26 protein-coding genes are annotated in these 21,604 nt (G+C 53.6%); 12 read left to right on the top strand and 14 right to left on the bottom strand.

All coding sequences use genetic code 11. The annotated features are described in order from the left end of the window. Positions 1-5: 5 nt before the first annotated feature. Genes LG200_RS03420 through LG200_RS03405 form a run of 4 tightly spaced genes read left to right on the top strand, consistent with a single transcriptional unit; the run spans position 6 to position 2,757 of the window. Complete coding sequence (locus LG200_RS03420; RefSeq protein WP_226756194.1) at positions 6-356, top strand: ArsC family reductase; 351 nt, start codon at positions 6-8, stop codon at positions 354-356. Beyond that, complete coding sequence (gene dapE, locus LG200_RS03415) at positions 353-1,480, top strand: succinyl-diaminopimelate desuccinylase (RefSeq protein ID WP_226756193.1); 1,128 nt, start codon at positions 353-355, stop codon at positions 1,478-1,480. The genes LG200_RS03420 and dapE overlap by 4 nt, the downstream gene beginning before the upstream one ends. Further along, complete coding sequence (prmB, locus tag LG200_RS03410; protein ID WP_226756192.1) at positions 1,477-2,376, top strand: 50S ribosomal protein L3 N(5)-glutamine methyltransferase; 900 nt, start codon at positions 1,477-1,479, stop codon at positions 2,374-2,376. Before dapE ends, prmB begins: the two co-directional genes overlap by 4 nt. Positions 2,377-2,394: 18 nt before the next feature. After that, a complete protein-coding gene (locus LG200_RS03405; RefSeq protein ID WP_226756191.1) occupies positions 2,395-2,757 on the top strand; it encodes a YidH family protein in 363 nt (120 codons plus the stop codon). Between the two features lie 93 nt (positions 2,758-2,850). Here the strand turns inward: LG200_RS03405 and rluB are convergent, their stop codons facing one another. The 7 genes from rluB to LG200_RS03370 all read right to left on the bottom strand — a co-directional run bounded on the left by rluB (position 2,851) and on the right by LG200_RS03370 (position 8,022). Continuing rightward, entirely contained in the window at positions 2,851-4,080 is a 1,230-nt protein-coding gene (gene rluB, locus LG200_RS03400; RefSeq protein ID WP_226756190.1) for a 23S rRNA pseudouridine(2605) synthase RluB, read from the bottom strand. A 92-nt stretch (positions 4,081-4,172) separates the two neighbouring features. Further along, positions 4,173-4,736 carry an SMC-Scp complex subunit ScpB gene (scpB, locus tag LG200_RS03395; RefSeq protein ID WP_226756189.1) on the bottom strand — a complete coding sequence of 188 codons (564 nt, stop codon included), beginning with the start codon at positions 4,734-4,736 and terminating at the stop codon, positions 4,173-4,175. Continuing rightward, positions 4,729-5,529 (bottom strand): segregation and condensation protein A, encoded by an 801-nt coding sequence (locus tag LG200_RS03390; RefSeq protein ID WP_226756188.1) that lies wholly within the window; start codon positions 5,527-5,529, stop codon positions 4,729-4,731. The genes scpB and LG200_RS03390 overlap by 8 nt, the downstream gene beginning before the upstream one ends. Positions 5,530-5,536: 7 nt before the next feature. Next, positions 5,537-5,869 (bottom strand): DMT family transporter, encoded by a 333-nt coding sequence (locus LG200_RS03385; RefSeq protein WP_226756187.1) that lies wholly within the window; start codon positions 5,867-5,869, stop codon positions 5,537-5,539. Positions 5,870-5,886: 17 nt separating this feature from the next. Then, positions 5,887-6,528, bottom strand: coding sequence for a site-2 protease family protein (locus LG200_RS03380; RefSeq protein ID WP_226756186.1), 642 nt, complete (start codon positions 6,526-6,528; stop codon positions 5,887-5,889). Next, complete coding sequence (locus tag LG200_RS03375; protein ID WP_226756185.1) at positions 6,528-7,157, bottom strand: L-threonylcarbamoyladenylate synthase; 630 nt, start codon at positions 7,155-7,157, stop codon at positions 6,528-6,530. The genes LG200_RS03380 and LG200_RS03375 overlap by 1 nt, the downstream gene beginning before the upstream one ends. 1 nt (position 7,158) lies before the next feature. Beyond that, positions 7,159-8,022, bottom strand: a complete 864-nt coding sequence (locus LG200_RS03370) for a 3',5'-nucleoside bisphosphate phosphatase (RefSeq protein ID WP_226756184.1) — start codon at positions 8,020-8,022, stop codon at positions 7,159-7,161. A 118-nt stretch (positions 8,023-8,140) separates the two neighbouring features. Here LG200_RS03370 and LG200_RS03365 point away from each other — a divergent pair, with 118 nt between their 5' ends. The 6 genes from LG200_RS03365 to LG200_RS03340 all read left to right on the top strand — a co-directional run bounded on the left by LG200_RS03365 (position 8,141) and on the right by LG200_RS03340 (position 14,015). Further along, complete coding sequence (locus LG200_RS03365) at positions 8,141-8,680, top strand: septation protein A (RefSeq protein WP_226756183.1); 540 nt, start codon at positions 8,141-8,143, stop codon at positions 8,678-8,680. Then, on the top strand, positions 8,680-8,982 hold the full coding sequence (locus LG200_RS03360) for a YciI family protein (RefSeq protein WP_226756182.1): 303 nt from the start codon (positions 8,680-8,682) through the stop codon (positions 8,980-8,982). The genes LG200_RS03365 and LG200_RS03360 overlap by 1 nt, the downstream gene beginning before the upstream one ends. 13 nt (positions 8,983-8,995) lie before the next feature. Further along, positions 8,996-9,274: a BolA family protein gene (locus tag LG200_RS03355; protein ID WP_226756181.1), complete on the top strand. Its 279-nt coding sequence runs from the start codon at positions 8,996-8,998 to the stop codon at positions 9,272-9,274. Positions 9,275-9,327: 53 nt separating this feature from the next. Next, complete coding sequence (locus tag LG200_RS03350; RefSeq protein ID WP_226756180.1) at positions 9,328-10,155, top strand: peptidylprolyl isomerase; 828 nt, start codon at positions 9,328-9,330, stop codon at positions 10,153-10,155. A gap of 104 nt (positions 10,156-10,259) precedes the next feature. Next, positions 10,260-12,017, top strand: a complete 1,758-nt coding sequence (locus LG200_RS03345; RefSeq protein WP_226756179.1) for a M61 family metallopeptidase — start codon at positions 10,260-10,262, stop codon at positions 12,015-12,017. 45 nt (positions 12,018-12,062) lie between these two features. Continuing rightward, entirely contained in the window at positions 12,063-14,015 is a 1,953-nt protein-coding gene (locus LG200_RS03340) for a cytochrome c/FTR1 family iron permease (protein WP_226756178.1), read from the top strand. Positions 14,016-14,104: 89 nt separating this feature from the next. Here LG200_RS03340 and LG200_RS03335 read toward each other — a convergent pair whose 3' ends face one another. From LG200_RS03335 to sucC, 7 genes are all read right to left on the bottom strand, one after another. After that, positions 14,105-14,479 carry a VOC family protein gene (locus LG200_RS03335; protein WP_226756177.1) on the bottom strand — a complete coding sequence of 125 codons (375 nt, stop codon included), beginning with the start codon at positions 14,477-14,479 and terminating at the stop codon, positions 14,105-14,107. 35 nt (positions 14,480-14,514) lie between these two features. Next, positions 14,515-14,859 (bottom strand): DMT family protein, encoded by a 345-nt coding sequence (locus LG200_RS03330; RefSeq protein WP_226756176.1) that lies wholly within the window; start codon positions 14,857-14,859, stop codon positions 14,515-14,517. 23 nt (positions 14,860-14,882) lie between these two features. Continuing rightward, complete coding sequence (locus LG200_RS03325) at positions 14,883-15,221, bottom strand: P-II family nitrogen regulator (RefSeq protein WP_226756175.1); 339 nt, start codon at positions 15,219-15,221, stop codon at positions 14,883-14,885. Between the two features lie 41 nt (positions 15,222-15,262). After that, complete coding sequence (locus tag LG200_RS03320) at positions 15,263-16,870, bottom strand: NAD+ synthase (RefSeq protein ID WP_226756174.1); 1,608 nt, start codon at positions 16,868-16,870, stop codon at positions 15,263-15,265. Next, the gene (locus tag LG200_RS03315) at positions 16,871-17,824 is read right to left on the bottom strand and encodes an ankyrin repeat domain-containing protein (protein WP_226756173.1); all 954 of its coding nucleotides are present in this window, start codon (positions 17,822-17,824) and stop codon (positions 16,871-16,873) included. Positions 17,825-17,897: 73 nt separating this feature from the next. Further along, positions 17,898-18,776: a succinate--CoA ligase subunit alpha gene (sucD, locus tag LG200_RS03310; RefSeq protein ID WP_226756172.1), complete on the bottom strand. Its 879-nt coding sequence runs from the start codon at positions 18,774-18,776 to the stop codon at positions 17,898-17,900. A gap of 5 nt (positions 18,777-18,781) precedes the next feature. After that, positions 18,782-19,945: an ADP-forming succinate--CoA ligase subunit beta gene (gene sucC, locus LG200_RS03305; RefSeq protein WP_226756171.1), complete on the bottom strand. Its 1,164-nt coding sequence runs from the start codon at positions 19,943-19,945 to the stop codon at positions 18,782-18,784. A 160-nt stretch (positions 19,946-20,105) separates the two neighbouring features. Here sucC and serB point away from each other — a divergent pair, with 160 nt between their 5' ends. Together serB and LG200_RS03295 are read left to right on the top strand one after the other, a co-directional pair. Beyond that, a complete protein-coding gene (serB, locus tag LG200_RS03300) occupies positions 20,106-20,981 on the top strand; it encodes a phosphoserine phosphatase SerB (RefSeq protein ID WP_226756170.1) in 876 nt (291 codons plus the stop codon). A 10-nt stretch (positions 20,982-20,991) separates the two neighbouring features. Further along, positions 20,992-21,552 (top strand): peptidylprolyl isomerase, encoded by a 561-nt coding sequence (locus LG200_RS03295; protein ID WP_264193801.1) that lies wholly within the window; start codon positions 20,992-20,994, stop codon positions 21,550-21,552. Positions 21,553-21,604: the final 52 nt, after the last annotated feature.

The following is a 21,604-nucleotide window of genomic DNA, read 5'->3' as shown; positions in this document are numbered from 1 at the left end:
ACGTCATGATGCTCTATGGCATTCCAAACTGCAGTACAGTCAAAAAAGCCAGGACATGGCTGGATCAACAAAATATTACCTACGAATTCCATGACTTCAAGAAGCAAGGTATCAGTGAAGCAACGCTGAACCAATGGCTGGGCCAGGTAGAGTGGGAGAAACTTGTCAACCGCGCAGGAATGACCTGGCGTGGGCTGGAGGACTCCGAAAAAGCTGCTGTCACTGATGCAGTATCAGCAGCCAGGCTCATGCAGGAAAAAACTTCCGTGATCAAACGCCCTGTGCTGGTTGATAACGGGAAAATCCTCAGCCTTGGTTTTACAGAGGCAGCGTACACCAAGCTGTTCGGCCAATGAGCAAAACGCTTGAACTGGCCCAGGCCCTGATCGCAAACCGTTCAGTCACTCCAGATGATGCAGGCTGCCAGGAACTGCTTATCTCAAGGCTTGTACCGCTGGGCTTCAAAATTGAACGTATGCGCTTTGGCAACGTTGACAACTTTTACGCACGCCGTGGCAACACAAGTCCCCTGCTGGTATTTGCCGGCCACACCGATGTAGTGCCGACAGGACCAGTAGACCAATGGCACACTCCGCCATTTGAGCCCACCATCAAGGATGGCATGCTGTATGGTCGAGGGGCTGCTGACATGAAAACATCGCTGGCAGCATTCATCACCTCCATTGAGGCATTTGTAGCAGAACATCCTGACCACAAAGGCTCTATCGGCCTGTTGATCACCGCTGATGAAGAAGGCGTGGCCGCGGACGGCACCGTCAAGGTGGTAGAAACATTGAAAGCCCGTCATGAACTGATTGATTACTGTATCGTCGGAGAGCCCACTTCGAGCAAGGTGGCGGGTGACATGATCAAGAATGGCCGGCGTGGTTCCCTTTCCGGCAAGCTCACAGTAAAGGGCGTGCAAGGCCATATTGCCTATCCGCACCTGGTGAAGAATCCCATCCATATGGTGGCCCCTGTCATCAAGGAGATGGTTGAGACCATATGGGATGAGGGCAACGAGTATTTCCCCCCTACATCCTGGCAGATCTCCAATATGAACGGCGGCACCGGCGCCACCAACGTTGTGCCTGGCGAGGTAGAAATCCTGTTCAATTTCAGGTTCTCCACCGCAAGTACCGCTGAAAGTCTAAAACAGCGTGTACATGCCATACTCGACAAACACGAACTCGACTACGACCTGTTGTGGGAGCTTTCCGGCAACCCCTTCCTCACTGAGAAAGGGACCTTGGTCAGTGCAATTTCATCGGCAATCCAGCAGGCTTTTGGAGTGACGCCAGAACTCTCTACCAGTGGTGGTACTTCAGATGGCCGCTTTATTGCGGACATTGCCGGGCAGATTGTTGAATTTGGCCTACTCAATGCCACCATCCACAAACTTAATGAGTGCGTTGCAGTTGCAGATATAGAACCTTTACAAGCAGCGTACAACCTCACAATGAAAGAGCTGCTGACATGATTAAATTCCCCAGCGTCAATGAAGAGCTGCACACCATCCGCGACTGGCTACGCTTTGCTGTCAGCCGTTTTGAAGAATCCAGCGTTTTTTTTGGTCACGGCACCGACAATGCCTACGATGAAGCAGTCTGGCTAATTCTTTCCGCATTGCACCTGCCCCATGACACGCTGGACAACTTTATCGATGCGCGCCTGCTGCCTCCTGAGCGCACCCGCCTGGCAGAACTGATACGCCGCCGCATCATTGACCGCACTCCCACGGCTTACCTGGTCAACGAAGCCTGGCTCAAGGGTTTTAAGTTTTATGTGGATGAGCGCGTGATCGTGCCCCGCTCCTTCATTGCAGAACTGCTGGAAGACGGCCTCAGCCCATGGATTGAATACCCGGAAATGATTGAAAGTGCCGCTGACATCTGCACTGGAAGTGGCTGTCTGGGCGTGCTGCTGGCACACTCGTTCCCCAATGCACAAGTGGACGTCGTGGACATTTCTCCGGATGCACTGGCTGTGGCGAATATCAACATTCGTAATTACGGCCTGGAAGACCAGGTCACCGCCATCGAGTCGGACATGTTCAACAACTTGCAGGGCAAAACCTACGACCTGATTATCAGCAACCCGCCTTATGTGGATGCACCATCAATGGCAGTGCTGCCACAGGAATACCGCAATGAACCGCAAATTGCCCTCGGCAGCGGATTAGCGGGCCTAGACCATACGCATACCCTGCTAAAGGAAGCGGCTGGCTACCTCAATGAGGGTGGCTTGCTGGTGGTGGAAATCGGCCACAATCGCGATGCATTGCTGGAAATTTATCCAGAGATACCCTTTACCTGGCTGGAAGTGGACTCAGGGAATGAATTCGTCTTCCTGTTGACCAAAGAACAACTCCCTTAACAAAGACGGCCATCCATCATGTCAGATCCCAGAGTATTTTTTGCTGCTGAACGTACCATGCTTGCCTGGGTACGTTCAGGCATCACACTGATGGCACTGGGCTTTGTGGTTGCCAAGTTTGGCCTGTTCCTGACCCTGCTGGCCCCAGGAGCAACACATGACCTGATTACCCACCAATGGCTATCTGACATGCTGGGCATGCTGCTGGTGGTCAGTGGCGCAGTTGTCATTCTCTGCGCCCAGTATAACCACCACCTGTATATCCGTACCCTGCCAACAGTGGATATCCCGCCTATGGCACTGCCATGGCTGACGTCAGTACTTTCCATCTCGGTCGCACTGGCCGGCTTGCTACTGGCGATAGACCTGATGATGTTCTGAACTTGAACTTCCTGCCCTCATGGATTGCAGGTAGAAAAAAAGCAGCCCTATCAAGTGGCTGCTTCTTAATGCCCCAGAATTCGCACTAACACACTAACGCGAACCCCGTTTTGGCTTGGGGGCTGGTAAATCAGACCCTTGACGTATACGGCGGGTAGCCGGTTTTCTTGGCTTGGGAGCGCTAGTCATGGCTCTGCCCTGCCCCTCCGGCCTTCTCCTCCCGGCTACCCTGGCATTTTCATCACGCTTGTTTTCACCAGGCTTGGCATATCCCTCGCCTTTATCCCTGCCCGGGCTATCTATATTGCGTTCTGTTCGACCAACACTCCGGGCCGGCTTCTCCCTGTTGCCACGGATGGACTCTTCACGCGTCTTGGTCACGCGTCTCGGGCCGCGACTTTCAAGCGGTGCTCCCTCCGCAGATTCAAACTTGGACTTACGTGCCTTGGGAGTGAACACCTTGCCGATTTTTTCTTTCTCGCGTGGGCTAAGTTGCTTGAGTGGGGTTTTGGGGACTTCAAGCTCCGCCCATTCCATCAACCCCACCACCTCCTTGGCTTCCAGATGCAGCATCTGCCCACGCTTGACGCGCGGCGGCAGGTTGACCGGGCCAAAACGTACACGGATCAGGCGGCTGACAGGCTTCTGGAACGCCTCGAACAGGCGGCGCACCTCACGGTTGCGTCCTTCGCGCAGGATCACCTCATACCAGTGATTGGCGCCCTCCCCACCTTGTGGACGTATACTATCGAAGTTGGCCGGCCCATCATCAAGCTCAATGCCCTGGGTGAGTTGCAGCATTTCACCTTCGCTCAGCTCACCAAAAATACGTACTGCATACTCGCGCTCGACCTCATAGCGCGGGTGCATGAAACGGTTGGCCAATTCACCAGAAGTGGTAAATATCAATAGGCCGGAAGTGTTCATGTCAAGACGCCCAACGGCAATCCACTTGGCTCCGCGCACCGGGGGCAGCTTGTCAAATACGGTTGCCCGCTTTTCCGGGTCATCCTGGGTCACAATCTCGCCTTCAGGCTTGTGATAGAGCAACACTTGCGGCAACTCGGCCTCAAAAGGCAAATGCAAGGGACGGCTGTCGAGACGGACAACATCCCCAGGCACCACCGCTGCACCAATTTCTGCCACCTTGCCATTGATGGTAATGCGGCCGCTTTCTATCAAGGCTTCCATTTCGCGGCGCGAACCCAGGCCAGCCAATGCCAATAGCTTGTGTAGACGCTGCGGTACAGCATCAGGATCAACCACAACAGGCTTGAAACTGGTATTGCGCGGATTGCGTTGCTGCTTGAAGGGACGTGCCATAAATTCAACCTCTCAGATTAGCTGCACATTATAAGCCACGGTAGCCAAAAGCCCCAGAGACTTAGGACAGCAATCTGCCTGCTAGAAACGGCTTAATCAGCTTGAGTGGGCTCCAATGGTATTTCCTGCTGGGTAAAATGCTGGATAGGGGGAAGCTCAGAGAGTGACCGCAAACCAAGGTCATCGAGAAAAGTCCTGGTCGTGGCATAGAGCGAAGGACGGCCTGGGACATCCCGCTGGCCGACAATATCAATCCAGTTGCGCTCGATAAACTGCCGCATGATATTGGGGTTGACTGCCACGCCGCGGATTTCCTCAATATCGCCCCGCGTTACCGGCTGGCGATAGGCAATGATCGCCAGAGTCTCCAGGGCGGCACGGGAATATCTGGCCTGACGTTCCGGATTGATGCGGGCAATAAATGTGGCAAATTCAGCGCGCGCCTGAAACCGCCAGCCGCTGGCCACCTGCAACAGCTCCATGCTGCGCCCTTGCCAGTCGGCCTTTATTTCGTCGAGCAACATCCTTAAAGTAGCACGTTCCATGCGCCCGGCAAATGGCCGCAATAATTCATCCAGGGAAAGCGGCTGACCTGCTGTCAGCAAGACAGCCTCCAGCACCAGCTTCATTTCTTCTATGGTCTGCGGCTCATTCATGGCTTGTTACCATCATATCTGCGGCTTGCAGGTAAATGGGGCTGAAAGCCTCCTGCTGGGTAATGCGCACCAGTCCTTCGCGGGCCAGCTCAAGGATGGCCAAGAAGTAGACGACCAGTCTGGGCAATCCTTCATTCATCACGTCAAACAGTTGGGTAAACTCCAGCAATGATTCCTGCTGCAAACGTCGTAATACCAGGCTCATATGTTCACGCACAGAGAGCTCTGCGCGTCCCACCTTGTGGTGCTGGAAATGACTGGCACGCTTGAGTACGGACTGCCAGGCAGTCATCAGTTCTTCGAAGCTGACCTCTGGCCATTGCACTTGTGAAATCTGCTCGTAATAGGCCTGGGCTACCTGTATCTCTTGACCAAGCTGCGGCATATCATCCAGCCGTTGTGCGGCCAGCTTGATCGCTTCGTATTCCATCAGGCGCCTGACCAGCTCGGCACGCGGGTCCTCCTCCTGCTCGATCGCTTCTGGCTTGGGCAGCAGCATGCGAGATTTGATCTCGATCAACATGGCGGACATCAATAAATAATCTGCGGCCAACTCCAGCTTTTCCTCACGCATTTTCTCCACATAATCCATATATTGCCGCGTAAGCTCGGCCATGGGGATATCGAGAATATCCAGGTTATGCTTGCGTATGAGGTAAAGCAGCAGGTCCAGCGGCCCTTCAAAGGCATCGAGGTAGATCTCTAGTGCATCTGGCGGGATATATAAATCATGCGGGATGCTATCAAGCTGTTCACCGTAGATCCTGGCATCAATCGCAAGCTGGGCAGACATGCCTGGCCTAATGCTTGATCGAATGCGAAAACAGGTTGATCACCAGCACCCCGGCAATAATCAATGCTATGCCAGCGATAGCCGCCCAATCCAGTGCCTGCCGGTAAAACAGCCATGCCAGCAGGGACACCAGAACGATCCCCAGACCCGACCAGATGGCATACATGATGCCAATCGGAAATACCCGCAGGCTGATCGTCATGAAATAGAAAGCAGTGCCATATCCCAGTACAACCAGTACTGATGGCCAGAAGCGGGTAAACTCGTTCGAGGCTTTCAATGCCGTGGTGGCAACGACTTCTGCACCTATTGCCACTGCAATTGCCAGCCAATGATTCATATCCCGTGATACCCCAGCTAGCCAAAAATACCGGCGAAAAACGCCAGGAACAGGCTGATAAAAGGCATCAGGATCTTGGACAAGATGCCGGTAAACATCAGTACAAGCAGGATAATAAAACCGTAGCGCTCAACCTGGGCAAACTTATAGGCCATCTGGTTGGGCATGAGGCTGACCGCAATGCGCCCGCCATCCAGTGGTGGCAGCGGCAACAGGTTAAGCACCATCAGCACCACATTCACGAGAATACCAGCCTGTCCCATATAGGCCATGGGAACAGTCAACTCGGTGGGTAACAGGCTTGAAAACTTGAACACCAGCGCCCAGAAAATCGCCATGACAAAGTTCGAAGCAGGACCAGCCGCAGCCACCCAACGCATATCGCGCTTGGGGTTATGCAGGCGTGAATAATCAACCGGCACCGGTTTGGCCCAGCCGAACAGGAAGCCGGTACCGGAAAACACCAGCAATGCCGGCACAAGGATGGTGCCAACGGGATCTATATGCTTGATCGGATTCAGCGTAATGCGGCCCAGGCTTTGTGCAGTGGTGTCGCCAAAATACTTGGCGACATAACCATGCGCAGCCTCATGCACGGTAATTGCAAAAATCACCGGCAAGGCATAAATCGTAATTTGTTGTATCAGGGTTAATTCCATTACTCATCCAGCCCAAAAGGTTTAGGGTCGCCTGCACCCAGCCTGACCAGGCTTGGTGTTTCAGCTGTCAGGTCTATGACTGTTGTCGGCTCTATGGAACATGCGCCGGCATCAATGACCAGGTCGGCCTGATGCTCCAGACGATCCCGAATTTCCCAGGCTTCATTGAGCGGAGCATTATCATCCGGCAGTTGCAGGGTCATGCTCAACATCGGCTCGTTCAGCTCCTCCAGCAAAGCCTGGGTCACGGCATGCTCGGGCACACGCAAACCCACCGTGCTCCGTTTTGGATGCTGTAAGCGGCGCGGCACCTCACGCGTCGCCTTGAGAATGAAAGTGTACTGCCCCGGGGTATTGGCCTTGAGCAGTCGGAACTGGCTGTTGTCCACCTGGGCATAGGTAGCCAATTCAGCAAGATTGCGACAAACCAGGGTGAAATGATGGCTGTCATCCACACCGCGAATTTCGCGTATCCGGTCTTGTGCCTCCTTGTTGCCAAGCATGCAGCCCAGTGCATAACTGGAATCAGTGGGATAAGCAATCACGCCGCCATTACGCAGTATGGCCACTGCCTGGTGGATCAGGCGTGCCTGCGGATTTTCTGGATGAATTACAAAATATTGCGCCAAATCAATGCACCTCTGTGTTTAATATTTCAGCCTCATGCCATCCCTGCCACACCGGCACACAACCGCGAGGCAGGTCTGGCAAGCGACCCATTTCTATATAGGCATGACCAGGGCCATGATAATCAGATCCCATCGAAGCCTGCAGGCCGAACATATTGGCCAGTCTGGCATACTCCTGGTACTGGTCGACGGTATGGCTACCGGTCACGACCTCAATCGCCGCACCACCCAGATTGCGAAACTCTTCCAGCAATAAGAGCATATTGGTACGACCTATGTCATAGCGCCCCGGGTGGGCCAGCACTGCGACACCGCCACTACCGTTGATCCAGCCAATCACTGCTTCAAGCTCGGCCCATTGATGCTCAAAATAGCCCGGCTTCCCTTTCACCAGATAACGCTTGAAAACGCCCTTGATACTGGAGGCATGGCCCTTTTCCATCAAGAACCGGGCAAAGTGCGCGCGGCTGATGATGCCTTGTTTGGCATAGGCATATGCTCCCTCCAGGCTGCCATGGATCCCGAACTTGTCCAGACTCGCAGCCATCCCTGCTGCACGCAGATGGCGGCCCTCACGTATTTTTGCAAGGCCTTCGCTCAAGGGAGGGTAGTCTGGATCAACTTTCAGGCCCACCACATGAATAGTGCGACGACGCCAGGTCACAGAAATTTCCACGCCGTTGATGAACTGCATGCCCTGCCCTGCCGCAACCTTGCGAGCAAGCACCAGTCCACCAGTATCGTCATGGTCAGTCAGGGCCAGCACCTTGACACCTTTTTCAGCCGCATGCATCACCAGATCCTCAGGCGCCAGCAAGCCGTCAGAAATGGTGGAGTGGCTGTGAAGATCAATCAGGGAAGGCATATGGAGTGGCTGGTAGAGGGACTGCTTGTTAGTCTTGACGAATCATAGCAAAATACACCCTCAACTTAAACTTAATCATGCGTCATGCTTCTGCTGCGCCCCACCTTCGGATAACACAATGAAGTTCCTTTTCGACTTGTTCCCAGTCATTCTGTTTTTTATCGTTTACAAATTTTTCGGGATTTATGAAGCCACAGCTGCCGCGATTGTCGCCACCATTGCCCAGATCGCCTGGGCAAAATTACGCACGGGCAAGGTAGACGGGGCGCTGATCGTCAGCGGCGTCATTATCATCGTGTTCGGCGGTGCCACACTCTGGCTGCATGACGAAAGCTTTATCAAATGGAAGCCAACCATACTCTACTGGTTCTTTACGATCGGCCTACTGGGCAGCAATTGGCTGTTCAGAAAAAACCTGATCCGCAGCATGATGGAAAAGCAGATCGCCATGCCTGACCCAATCTGGAACAAGCTCAACGCTGCCTGGGCCATTTTCTTTCTGGCATTGGGCTTTATCAATCTTTATGTCGCCTTCAACTACTCCACCGACTTGTGGGTCGACTTCAAACTGTTCGGCACAATGGGGTTGATGCTGGTCTTCGTCATCGGGCAAAGCCTGCTGTTGAACAAATACATTAGCGAACAGGATACAAAATAATGTGGTATGCAATCATTGCCGATGACACGCCCAACAGCCTGGAAAAACGCCTGGCAGCCCGCCCTGCCCACCTGGAAAGATTGCAGCAGTTGCAAAACGAAGGCCGCTTGCTGCTGGCGGGGCCCTTCCCGGCTATCGACAGTCACGATCCGGGCCCTGCCGGCTTCTCCGGAAGCCTCATCGTTGCTGAGTTTTCCAGTCTGGAAGCAGCCCAGCAATGGGCAAATGATGATCCTTTTGTGAACGCTGGCGTTTATTCTGCTGTCACAGTCAAACCTTTTCGCAAAACATTGCCAGCCTGAACCCAATTTATTAATGACTTTGATTGAAGAAATTCGCAGCAAACTGGCTGTACTTGACCCGGTACAACTTGATATACACGATGACAGCGCCCTGCATGCAGGACACGCGGGCAACAACGGTGGTAGCCATTTCACCTTGACGATTACCAGCTCGCAATTTTGCGGCAAATCTCACATAATCCGTCATCGCCATATCTACCAGGCGCTGGGCAACCTTATCCCGGGGAGGATACATGCGCTAAGTATCAAGGCTTTTGCGACGGACGAACCACGCTCTGTCACAATCACTTGATAAGTTTGCTCATGGTTGAGACACTAAACTTTAAAACAGACTAAGGAACCCACATGAAACTCACAACCAGCGCCCTGATTGCTACGGTCGCTTTCGGCTTTATGCAACCGCTTTATGCTGCCGGCACCAATGGCAGCATCGCTACTGTCAATGGCAAGCCAATCAAGCAATCGCTGTATGACTTCATAGCCAAGGATGCAACTGCCCGTGGTCAGACTATTGATGACAACGTCAAGAATGTCATCATCAACAAGCTGATTGGCAGTGAGCTGGTATACCAGGAAGCGCAACGTACCGGCCTGGACAAGCAACCTGACTATATCGCCAAGGAAGAACTGACCCGCCGTGAATTATTGGTCAACACCTTCATCCAGGACTACATCAAGAAACATCCTGTGAGCGAAGCCGATACCAAACTGGCTTACGAAAAATACAAGCAGGAACTGGGCGACAAGGAATACAACGCACGCCATATCCTGGTCCCTACAGAAGCAGAAGCTAAAGATGTGATTGCCCAGTTGGGCAAGGGTGGTGACTTTGCCAAACTGGCAAAAGAAAAGTCCAAGGATCCAGGATCACAGGAAAAAGGTGGTGATCTGGGCTGGTTTGCACCGGCAGGCATGGTCAAGCCATTCAGCGATGCGGTAGCCAAGCTGCAAAAAGGCAAATACACTGCCGCCCCAGTGCAAACCCAGTTTGGCTGGCACGTCATCAAGCTGGAAGATACCCGTACCACACAGCCCCCAGCATATGACGATGTCAAGGACGGCCTGCAAAAGCAACTGCAACAACGCAACCTGGAAAAACTGTTGAGCGAACTGCGCAGCAAAGCCAAGATTGAAACATCTTCTGGCACCCCTGCACCTGCTGCTGCCAAGTAATTAATGACTGCCTGAAGGGCACACAAAAAAGCCTGCCCTTATGGCAGGCTTTTTATTTGCACAGCCAAGCACTCTCTGTTCCATGTTTAATCCGGGTTTCAACCATGCACAATATCCAATACGACATTCAGCTAGACAATCCACAGACCCACCTGTTCCAGCTGAAATGCACCATTACCCAGCCTGACAGCCATGGCCAGCAGGTTTCCTTACCGGCATGGCTGCCGGGCAGTTATCTGGTGCGGGATTTTGCCCGTCATATTGTCAGCATTGCAGCCCAGGCCAATGGCAAGGAGGTTGCATTGGAGAAACTGGATAAAAGCACCTGGCGTGCCGCCCCCTGTGATGGAACACTGGTGATCGAATATCAGGTATACGCTTACGATCTTTCAGTCCGTACCGCCTATCTTGATACGGAACGCGCCTATTTCAACGGCAGCAGCCTGTTCCTGCAAGTTGACGGCCAGGAGGAAAAGCCATGCAGCGTGGTATTGCACAAGCCCGGCAAGGCTTATCAGCACTGGCAGGTCGCTACCACCATGCCTGCTGTCATAACCGATAAATCGGGATTTGGCGAATACCAGGCTGACCATTATCTGGACCTGATCGATTACCCGGTTGAAATAGGCACTCTCGCAATTGCCAGCTTCAAGGCTGGCGGCGTTCCACACCGTATCATTGTATCCGGCAGGCACCAGGCCGATCTCAAGACCATAGTCCGCGACCTGAAGATCCTATGTGACTACCACATCCGCTTCTTCGGCAAGGCTCCATTCAGGCAATATGATTTCTTGCTTTATGCAGCGGCAGACAATCAATACGGCGGCCTGGAACATAGCAACTCCACCAGTCTTATATGCCCTCGCAGCTGGCTGCCAGCCAAGGGCGAACAGCATGACCAGAAAAATTACCAGGATTTCCTGGGTTTATGTAGCCATGAATATTTTCATGCCTGGCACGTCAAGCGCATCCGTCCTGTCATTTTCGGCAAACCGGATCTCAGCCGTGAAGCCTACACCAGGTTATTATGGGTATTTGAAGGATTTACCGCCTATTACGACACACTTGCACTGGTCCGTTGCGGACTCATGACCGAGCAGGAATACCTGGCTGCACTCAGCAAGGACATTACCCGCTTTCTGCGCACGCCAGGGCGCCAGGTACAAGCACTGGAAGAGTCCAGCTTTGATGCCTGGATCAAGCTCTACAGGCCTGATGAAAACAGTCCCAACAGCCAAATCAGCTATTACCTCAAGGGATCACTGATTGCGCTGGCAATAGACCTGAGTCTGCGGCTGGAAGGCCGCTCGCTGGATGACATCATGCATGCCCTGTGGCAGCGTTACCAGACAGCGCAACAACTTGTAGATGAAGGCAGCATGGAAACCCTGATCCAGCAAGTTTGCGGCAAAAAACTGGGCAAATTGTTCAGCAACTGCATACGTGGCACCGATGATCCGCCCCTGGAAAAACTGCTGGCAAAATTCGGCATCGCATTCACACCACAGGCCGATAGCGAAAATGATTTGCTACGCAACATGTTGGGGCTGCAGCTGGCTGGCGAGGAAACCCGTATTGCCCATGTCTTTAGTGGCAGCGCCGCAGAAGAGGCAGGACTGGCCGCAGGTGACGTAATCATTGCTCACGACCAGCTCAAGGCCACAGCAAAGAGCCTGCAGGTCCAAGTCAGTCGCAGGCAGGCAAAAAGCCGCATGCTGTTGCACTATTTCCGCCGGGACGAACTGGGCAGCACCGAGATTCAACTGCGCGACCATGCGCTTGCCTCTTGCAGACTCAGACTTAAAGAGAAAAACACAAAGGAACAGAGACAATTGCGCCGGGACTGGCTAATGGCATCTTGATATAATCATGCATCCCATTTGAGCAACTCTCACAAGCACGAACCCATGAGCAAACAGACATCACACCCAGGCAGTCTTCTCTCCCGTTTCCTAAATGCAGGTGTGGCTGGCTTGATATGGCTCGGTATTGCAGGCAATGCCGCAGCCGTCACCAATGACGAAAAGGCACAAACTGCAGTCCACATGCTGGACTATGTCAGCGTGGATTACCCGGAATTTGTCCAGGATGGCAAAGTGCTCAATCCGGAGGAATATGAGGAACAGCTGGAGTTCGCGACACAATCAGCCGCCCTGCTGGGCGAACTGCCTGCCACACCGCAACAACCTGAATTGCTCAAGCAAGCTACGCAGCTTCGTGAGCTGATCATTGCCAAGAAAGCAGGGACTGAGGTTTCGGCTGCAGCCAATAACCTGCGCCTGGCCGTTATCCAGGCTTACAAATTGACGGTCACCCCCAAGGACACACCCGATCTCAACCGCGGCGCTCAACTATTTGGGGAAACCTGTGCCGCCTGCCATGGTGCCACAGGCCATGGTGATGGCCCTTTGGCAAAAGGCCTGGAGCCTGAACCAAGTAATTTCCATGATGAAGAACGCATGCGCATGCGCAGTATTTATGGCCTTTACAATACCATTACCCTGGGCGTAGGCGGCACACCAATGCAGGCGTATGGTAGCCAGTTATCCGAAACCGATCGTTGGAGCCTGGCATTTTACGTTAGCACCTTGCGTGCAACGGCTGAACAACATGCGCAAGGCGAAAGCCAGTGGCAGCAGGGAAAAGGAAAAAATGAGTTCTCCACCCTGAAAGACCTCGTCATGCACGCGCCTGCCGAGATTGAAGCACGCGGCGCAGAACTTGCCGTCACCCAGATCTACCTGACAGCCCACCCGGAAGCCATCAAAAGCGCCGCCCCAAGCCCGCTAGCGGTAACACGCGGCAAGCTGGATGAGGCACTGCTGGCTTACGAAAAAGGCGATCGTGACAACGCACGCCAATTGGCCATCAGTGCCTATCTTGAAGGATTCGAGCTGGTTGAAAACAGTCTCAACAATGTAGACAAGGCACTGCGGGCCGAGGTCGAGCGTGAAATGATGGACCTGCGGGCAGCCATTGCCAAAGGTGTCAGCCCTGAAGCCCTGTCAGGACAGATCGGCACCATCAAGAAATTGTTGGATGAAGCTGATGAAAAGCTGGGTTCCGGCAGCCTGAGTGAAACCACCGCTTTTATCAGCTCACTTCTGATCCTGTTGCGAGAAGGCCTGGAAGCCATTCTGGTGCTTGCCGCGCTCAGTGCTTTCATCAGCAAAACGGGAAGGCGCGATGCCCTGCCTTTCTTCCATCTCGGCTGGATATTTGCCCTCGTACTCGGCGGTGTCACTTGGTATGTGGCCAGCTATCTGCTGACGATTTCCGGCGCAGGACGTGAGATGACAGAAGGAGTGACTGCCCTCGTGGCTTCCGCTATGTTGCTATATGTGGGCTACTGGCTGCATAGCAAGTCGCACGCTCACGCTTGGCAGAACTTCATCAACACCCAGGTCACCGCTGCGCTCGACAAGCGTACCTGGTGGGCGATTGCAGGTCTTTCCTTCCTGGCTGTTTACCGCGAACTGTTTGAGGTCATCCTGTTCTACGAAGCGTTATGGGCCCAGACAGGAAGCGACGGGCAGAGTGCCGTCATTGCCGGCATTGTTGCCGCGGCCGTACTTCTGGCCATCCTCACCTGGGCCATTCTGAAATACAGTGTACGCTTGCCATTGGGCAAATTCTTCGCCGCCACAGCTGGCTTGCTGGCCTTGCTGGCCGTGATTTTTGCCGGTAACGGGATTGCCGCCCTGCAGGAAGCTGGCGTATTGACCGCTGACCGCATCAACTTCATCACCGTACCGTTGCTGGGCATATTCCCGACCATACAAACCCTGGCTGCCCAAGGGATTGCACTGGGATTGGTAATCGCGGGCATGCTGGCTACCCGTATACAGGAAAAACACTGAAATCTGCGTGATTCCACCCATTGACTCATGACAATAAAAGAGCCCGGCATTGCCGGGCTCTTTTACCACGATGGAACTATAATCCGCTGTTACCTTACCGCGGAAAACTCCAGTGCATTTCCATCAGGGTCACGGCAGAACAAGGCAGCTCGGCCGGACATGCTCATGCTGTATTCAACCCCGGCTTGATCAAGCGCTTCCTTGATCTGCATCACGTCATCTACGGCAAATGCCACATGGTGATCACGCCCACCATGTTTGGGATGCACCACTTCTGCATAGGGATTGGGAACCACCATCAAATGCAGTTGGTTGGCGCCGATATCATACCAAACACCCTCGAAACTCAGCTCCGGGCGCGCATTGCTCGGCACCAGGCCAAGTAGCCCCTCATAAAATTCACGGGATTTCCTGATATCCGACACGATCAGGCCGGTATGCAGCATTTGATTGATTTTGATCATATTCTGCCCCTGAAAACCTCTGGATAATAGCCGCACTAAACCGTGCGGAACATAAAATACACAGCGCCTACCAGGCACAAGCCGGCCCAGAGGAAATCCAGCTTGACCGGTTGATGCATATAAAATATGGCAAATGGCAGGAATACCGACAGCGAAATCACTTCCTGCAGTATCTTGAGCTGTGCCAATGACATGGCGGTATAGCCGATCCGGTTGGCTGGCACCTGGAACATATACTCCAGCAGGGCGATACCCCAGCTAAGGAATGCCGCGATGTACCAAGGCTTGTCATTGAGGTTGCGCAGGTGAGCATACCAGGCAAACGTCATGAAAACGTTGGATACGCTCAACAACAAGACTGTCTTCAAAAAGACCGGCATGGCAATGGTTCGCCTGGCCGGAGTTAAATAGCCGCCTCACCTGTTTCACCAGTACGGATACGGATAATCTGCTCAATAGGCGTGACAAATATCTTGCCATCCCCAATCTTGCCGGTACGGGCTGCCTTGATGATGGACTCAACGGCAGCATCTACCATGTTGTCTGCCACCACCAGCTCAACCTTGATCTTGGGCAAGAAGTCCACAACATATTCAGCCCCGCGATAAAGCTCGGTATGACCCTTTTGGCGACCAAAACCCTTGACCTCTGTGACGGTAAGGCCGTTGGCGCCAATCTCTGAAAGGGCTTCGCGCACTTCATCCAGTTTGAATGGTTTGATGACTGCTTCGATTTTCTTCATGGCTTATTCCCTTCTCCTGTCAATTCTATAAAGCTTGCTGGCTATCCGTTAAATACAAACTTGCTGGTCAACGGATAGCGCCTGTCTTTGCCAAACCCGCGCTGGGTAATCCTCACCCCTACTGGTGCCTGGCGTCTCTTGTATTCATTACGGTCTATCAATGTAGTGACCCGCACCACATCCTGCTCACGATATCCCATGGCAATAATTTCGGACCGGCTGCAGTCATGTTCCACATAGGCTTCCATGATCGCATCCAGCACCGCATATTCCGGCAGGCTATCCTGGTCCGTCTGCCCATGCCTCAGTTCTGCGGATGGGGGCCGAACGATAATACGCTCCGGAACCACCGGAGAGATAGTATTACGATAATGTGCCAGGCGGTAGACCAGTGTTTTAGGAATATCCTTCAGTAAGGCAAAACCACCTGCCATATCCCCATACAAGGTGGAATATCCCACCGCCGTTTCGCTTTTATTGCCAGTGGTCAGCACGATACTGCCGAACTTGTTGGAAAGCGCCATCAACAGGGTGCCACGAATCCGTGCCTGCAGGTTTTCCTCAGTCGTATCAAACTGCCGGCCAGCAAACTCATCTGCCAGTGTGGCACAAAACTGTTCAAACAATGGCGCTATCGCCATTTCACTGTACTGCACCTGCAAACCTGCCGCCATTTTGCGTGCGTCGTCCACGCTCATCGAGGCGGTAAACTCGGAAGGCATCATGATGGCATGCACTTTGTCCGCACCCAGCGCATCAACAGCAATCGCCATGGTCAAGGCAGAATCTATCCCGCCAGACAAGCCCAACACAACGCCGGGAAAACCGTTCTTCTGCACATAATCACGCAAGCCCAGGCTCAGCGCCTGATAAACCGCTTGCTCCAGATTCGGGAAAGCCTGTATATCAGCAGGGCGCGGCGCTCCCTGCTCCACATCCACCAATGCAAAAGTCTCTTCAAATGCTGGAAGCTGCTGGGTAACCTTGCCTTCATCGCTCATCACAAAGGAGGCGCCATCAAACACCAGCTCATCCTGCCCGCCTACCATATTGGCGTAAATAATCGGCAAGCCGTTTTCCTTGATGCGATCGCGTACCACCTGATAACGCTCATCCTGTTTGCTGATATGGTAAGGCGAGGCATTGAGTGCCAGCAGCAGGTCAGCACCGGCATCCCGCGCAAGTTTTGCCGGTTTGGGACCCCATATATCTGCACAGATCACCACACCGATATTGAGCCCTTCATGCTCAAACACCAGCGGCTGATCTCCCTCACTGAAATAGCGCACCTCATCAAACACGCTATGATTGGGAAGCAACTGCTTGTGATAGGTGGACACGACCTGCTTGTGACGGAGAACGGATGCCGCGTTATAGCAGTTTCCCAGGTGTCTGCTGGGATGGCCGACCAGCACCGTCATCCCTTGCGGGATACCCTCGGCCAACTGATGCAGCGCCTGCTCACAGGCACGGTTGAAATCATCACGAAGCAGCAGGTCTTCAGGCGAATAACCACTCAAGCCAAGCTCAGGCGTCAGCAGCAATCCTGCTCCCTCAGACTGGGCACGCACTGCATATTCAAGAATTTTTGCGCTGTTGCCTGACAGGTCACCTACTGTACAGTTGATTTGCGCAATGGCAATTTTCATTTAATAGCTACCGCCAGCATCCTTGATCATCTGCACAATTTCCGGACGCTTGCCCTTCAAGGCATAGACAAGTGCTGTCAGGCCATACTGGTCCTTGGCTTTGACGTTGGCACCACTATCAAGCAACAGCCTGACCATCTCCACATTGCCATTGCTCACGGCATATTGCAGGATAGGCGTGCCCTCTGAGTCCTGATGGTTCACATCGGCGCCTTTTTCGATTAATGCCTTGGCAGCCTCTGTGTTTGACTTCTTGACCGCCCAGGTAAGCGCTGTCCATTTGGTTTTGTCTTTTACATCTGTTTTGGCACCCCTATCCATCAGCAACTTGAGCGCATCAGTATTTCCTTCACGCGCAGCGTACATCAGCGGAGTCAGGCCAAAACGGTCACGTGCCGCAATATCCGCACCATTATCAAGCAGGGTGGCAATGGTAGGTAGGTCACCATTCTTGGCGGCGTACATCAGGATACTCTTGCCATCATCACTCTTGCTGCTGGGGTCTATACCATGCTGTACCAACAGAGCCACCATGTCACTGTAACCAGAAGTAGCGGCCATCCCCAGCGCGCTCCAACCAGATTCGTCACGCACCTTGGCATCTGCACCTTTTTCCAGCAATACCTTGGCCGTGGCCACAAAGTTTTTCTTGGCGGCAAACATCAGGGCGGTCCAGCCGCCGGCATCAGTAGCATTGACGTTCGCTCCCGTCTCCAGCAATACCCTCGCCACATCCGCCTTGTCCTTGCGTGCTGCATACATCAATGCGGTAATGCCTTCACTGTCCTTGGCATTGGCATCCGCCCCACTATTGAGTAATGAAGTAACTGTAGCCACATCCCCTTTGGAGGCCACTGTAAGTAGATAGGGCACCTGCTCCCGGGCAACAGCAGGCAGTGACAATACAGTCAGCAAGCTTGCACATAGCGTCAGGGCCTTGATATTACGCAACATAGAGAATCCCGTAGTCGTGATTTTAAGTATCCAACTTCCAATTACCCTGCCTACAGCCATGCTGAAGGACAAGTTACTGCTTGGCCTTGATGGCGGCCTGCACCGCTTCACCCAGTCCAGCCGGGGAGCTGGCCACAATCACGCCTGCCTGCTCCAAGGCCCTGATCTTGTCTTCGGCCTTGCCGCTGCCACCGGAAATAATCGCGCCAGCGTGCCCCATGCGCTTGCCTGCAGGAGCTGTCTGGCCTGCAATGTAGCCAGCCACCGGCTTGGTCACATGATGACGGATATAATCCGCTGCCGCCTCTTCATCGCTACCGCCGATTTCACCTACCATGATGATGGCTTCGGTTTCAGGATCTGCCTCAAACAGTTCCAGGCAGTCTATGAAGTTCATGCCCCGAACCGGGTCGCCGCCTATACCTACACAAGTGGACTGCCCCAGGCCCAACGCTGTTGTCTGGTGCACCGCCTCATAGGTCAAGGTGCCGGAACGCGAGACTATGCCCACCTTGCCGCGCAAATGAATACTGCCCGGCATGATGCCTATCTTGCACTCATCCGGTGTAATGACGCCTGGGCAATTTGGCCCCACCAGACGTGTGCCATTGGCCTTGAGCGCCGCCTTGACATTCAGCATATCAAGCACCGGGATGCCTTCCGTGATACAGACAATCAAGTCTATGCCTGCATCACATGCCTCAAGGATGGAGTCAGCAGCAAATGGCGGAGGCACGTAAATGACGGAGGCATTAGCGCCGGTTTCAGCAACTGCATCGCGCATGGTATTAAAAACGGGCAAGTCCAGATGGCGTTGACCGCCCTTGCCGGGAGTTACTCCACCGACCATCTTGGTACCGTATGCCAGCGCCTGTTCCGAGTGGAATGTCCCCTGCTTGCCGGTAAAACCCTGGCATAGCACCTTTGTATTCTTGTTGACTAGAATTGCCATGTTATTTAAGCCTTTACTGCTGCAACTGCCTGCTGGGCAGCGTCAGTCAGACCTGCGGCAGAGATAATCGATAAACCGCTTTCGCTCAGCATCTTGCGGCCAAGCTCAACATTGGTGCCTTCCAGGCGCACGACCACAGGAATCTGGATACCGACTTCCTTTACCGCGGTAATAATGCCCTCGGCAATGATGTCGCAGCGCATGATGCCGCCGAAGATATTGACCAGAATGGCCTTGACGTTAGGATCGGCCAGGATGATCTTGAAGGCACGCGCAACAGTGCTGGCCGTTGCACCGCCACCGACATCAAGAAAATTGGCAGGCGCGCCACCATGCAGCTTGATCAAGTCCATGGTCGCCATGGCCAGGCCGGCACCATTTACCATACAGCCAATATTGCCATTGAGGGCGATATAGTTCAGCCCTGCATTGTGGGCTTCAGCTTCCTTGGCGTCGTCCTGGCTCCAGTCGCGCAGTTCTGCGAGGTCACGGCGGCGGTAGAGGGCGTTGTCATCCACACTGATCTTGCAATCCAGGGCCACCAGGCCGCCTTCGGCCGTCACCACCAACGGATTGATTTCGAGCAAGGCGAGGTCGTTTTCCTTAAAGAGGCGATACAAGCCCTTGGCCAGCTTGGTAAAAGCCGCCACCTGCTCACCCACAAGGCCCAAGGCAAACGCAATATTGCGAGCCTGGTAATCCACCAGGCCATTCAAGGGATCACAGACTTCCTGCAGAATCTTCTCCGGGCTGTGCCGGGCAATTTCTTCGATATCCATGCCACCGGCTTCGGATGCCACCAGCACCACCCTTTCCAGGGAACGATCCACCAGCATGGAAAGATACAGTTCGCGTGCGATAGGCAGGGTTTCCTCAACCAGCACCTTTTCCACAGGCTGGCCATCGGGCGCGTTCTGATAGGTTACCAGGCGCTTGCCCAGCAGGCTGACCGCAACGTCCTGGATTTCATCCAGGCTACGCACCAGCTTGACGCCGCCTGCCTTGCCACGTCCACCCGCATGCACCTGCGCCTTGACGACCCATGCACTGCCTTCCAAGGCTCTGGCTGCCTCGACTGCCGCCTGCGCTGTTTCCGCAACCTGGCTACGCGGCACAGGCACGCCGTAACGCTGCAACAATTGCTTGGCCTGATACTCATGCAAATTCATGTCTGTACTTTTTTAGTTATTGGCTAATGGCGTATTTTCTCGCAAAACCGTCCAATACGCCAGAGAATAGGCCTGCCGCCTTCATTGCATCACATAAATAATGAGGCAAAGCCACGTGTATAATTTGCTTTCGCCAAATTCTCATAGATGAAATTGATTTATGCGCCTCGTTATCCAGGGTTTGTCCATCAGCTACCAGCAGCTTGCCCATATACACCAGCTCAGCACCAGCAACCATCACCAGCAGTTCATGCAGACTGCCGAGCACGCCTATTACCTGCCCAACCAGCAGGAAATCCCGCTGGAGGTTCGCGCATTCTGTGAACAGCAACAGATAGACGTAGCCTTGGTCGATGACCGGCACACCCTGCACAATCTTGGCCTGGCGGTAATGGACATGGACTCCACTCTGATTACCATAGAGTGCATAGACGAAATTGCCGATATGCAGGGCCTCAAGCCTCAAGTCGCAGCCATCACGGAAAGCTCCATGCGGGGTGAAATAGAATTTGTCGAAAGCCTGCGCCGCCGGGTTGCACTGCTGCAGGGGCTGGATGCAGCCGCACTGCAGCAGGTACTGGATGAGCGCTTGCAATTAACCTCCGGAGCACAGGCATGGATCAAGGCCTGCAAGGAAAACAACATCAAGACCATGCTGGTTTCCGGCGGGTTTGACTTCTTTGCTGACCGGGTCAAGGCAATGCTGGGGCTGGATGTTGCCAAGGCCAATACGCTGGAAATTGTAGACGGTAAATTGACCGGGCGCCTGCTCGGCGAAATTGTCGATGCACAATCCAAGGCAGATTATCTGGAACGCTTTCGCCAAGAGCTGGGTCTCAGGCAAGACCAGGTGGTGGCGATTGGCGACGGTGCCAATGATTTGCGCATGATGACAGCTGCTGGCTCAGGCGTGGCCTATCACGCCAAGCCTGTCGTACAACAACAGGCCACTTATGCGCTCAACCATGTCAACCTGGAAGGATTGGTCAACCTGTTCACACCGGTGGCAGCCTCTTCCGCACACTCTTGTCATTAAGGAATAGCATATGTTATCCAAGCGTTTTATTCACCTTCCGGCCCTGGCACTATTGATGCTGGGCTCACTCAACGCAATGGCGCAACCACTGGCCGAGATCAAGACCAACCAGGGTCTGATCGTGGTGGATCTCAATAGTGAAAAAGCCCCCAACACTGTCGCCAATTTCGTGCGATACGCCAAGGAAGGCCATTATGCAGGCACCATATTCCATCGTGTCATTGCCGGCTTCATGATCCAGGGCGGCGGCATGGATGCCAACCTCGAGCTCAAACCCACGCATCCGCCTATCAAGAATGAAGCCGACAATGGCCTCACCAACATGACGGGCACTATCGCCATGGCACGTACAGGCGACCCTCATTCAGCCAGCGACCAATTCTTTATCAATGTAGCAAATAATACTTCGCTCAATTTTTCTGAACGCTCCGATACTGGCTGGGGCTACACCGTATTTGGCCGGGTGATCCATGGCATGGACGTGGTACAACGCATTGCCCTCATGCCGACAGATGGTGGTGATATCCCTTTCCAGAATATCGTCATAGAGTCTGTCACCATCAAGGAATAAAAATCCAGGCAAAAAAATGCCCGGCATATGGAAAGCATGCCGGGCAAAAAGA

The sequence above is a fragment of the Methylobacillus caricis genome, assembly GCF_020532705.1.
Taxonomy (GTDB): Bacteria; Pseudomonadota; Gammaproteobacteria; order Burkholderiales; family Methylophilaceae; genus Methylobacillus; species Methylobacillus caricis.
This window is presented reverse-complemented; position numbering and strand designations above follow the sequence as displayed.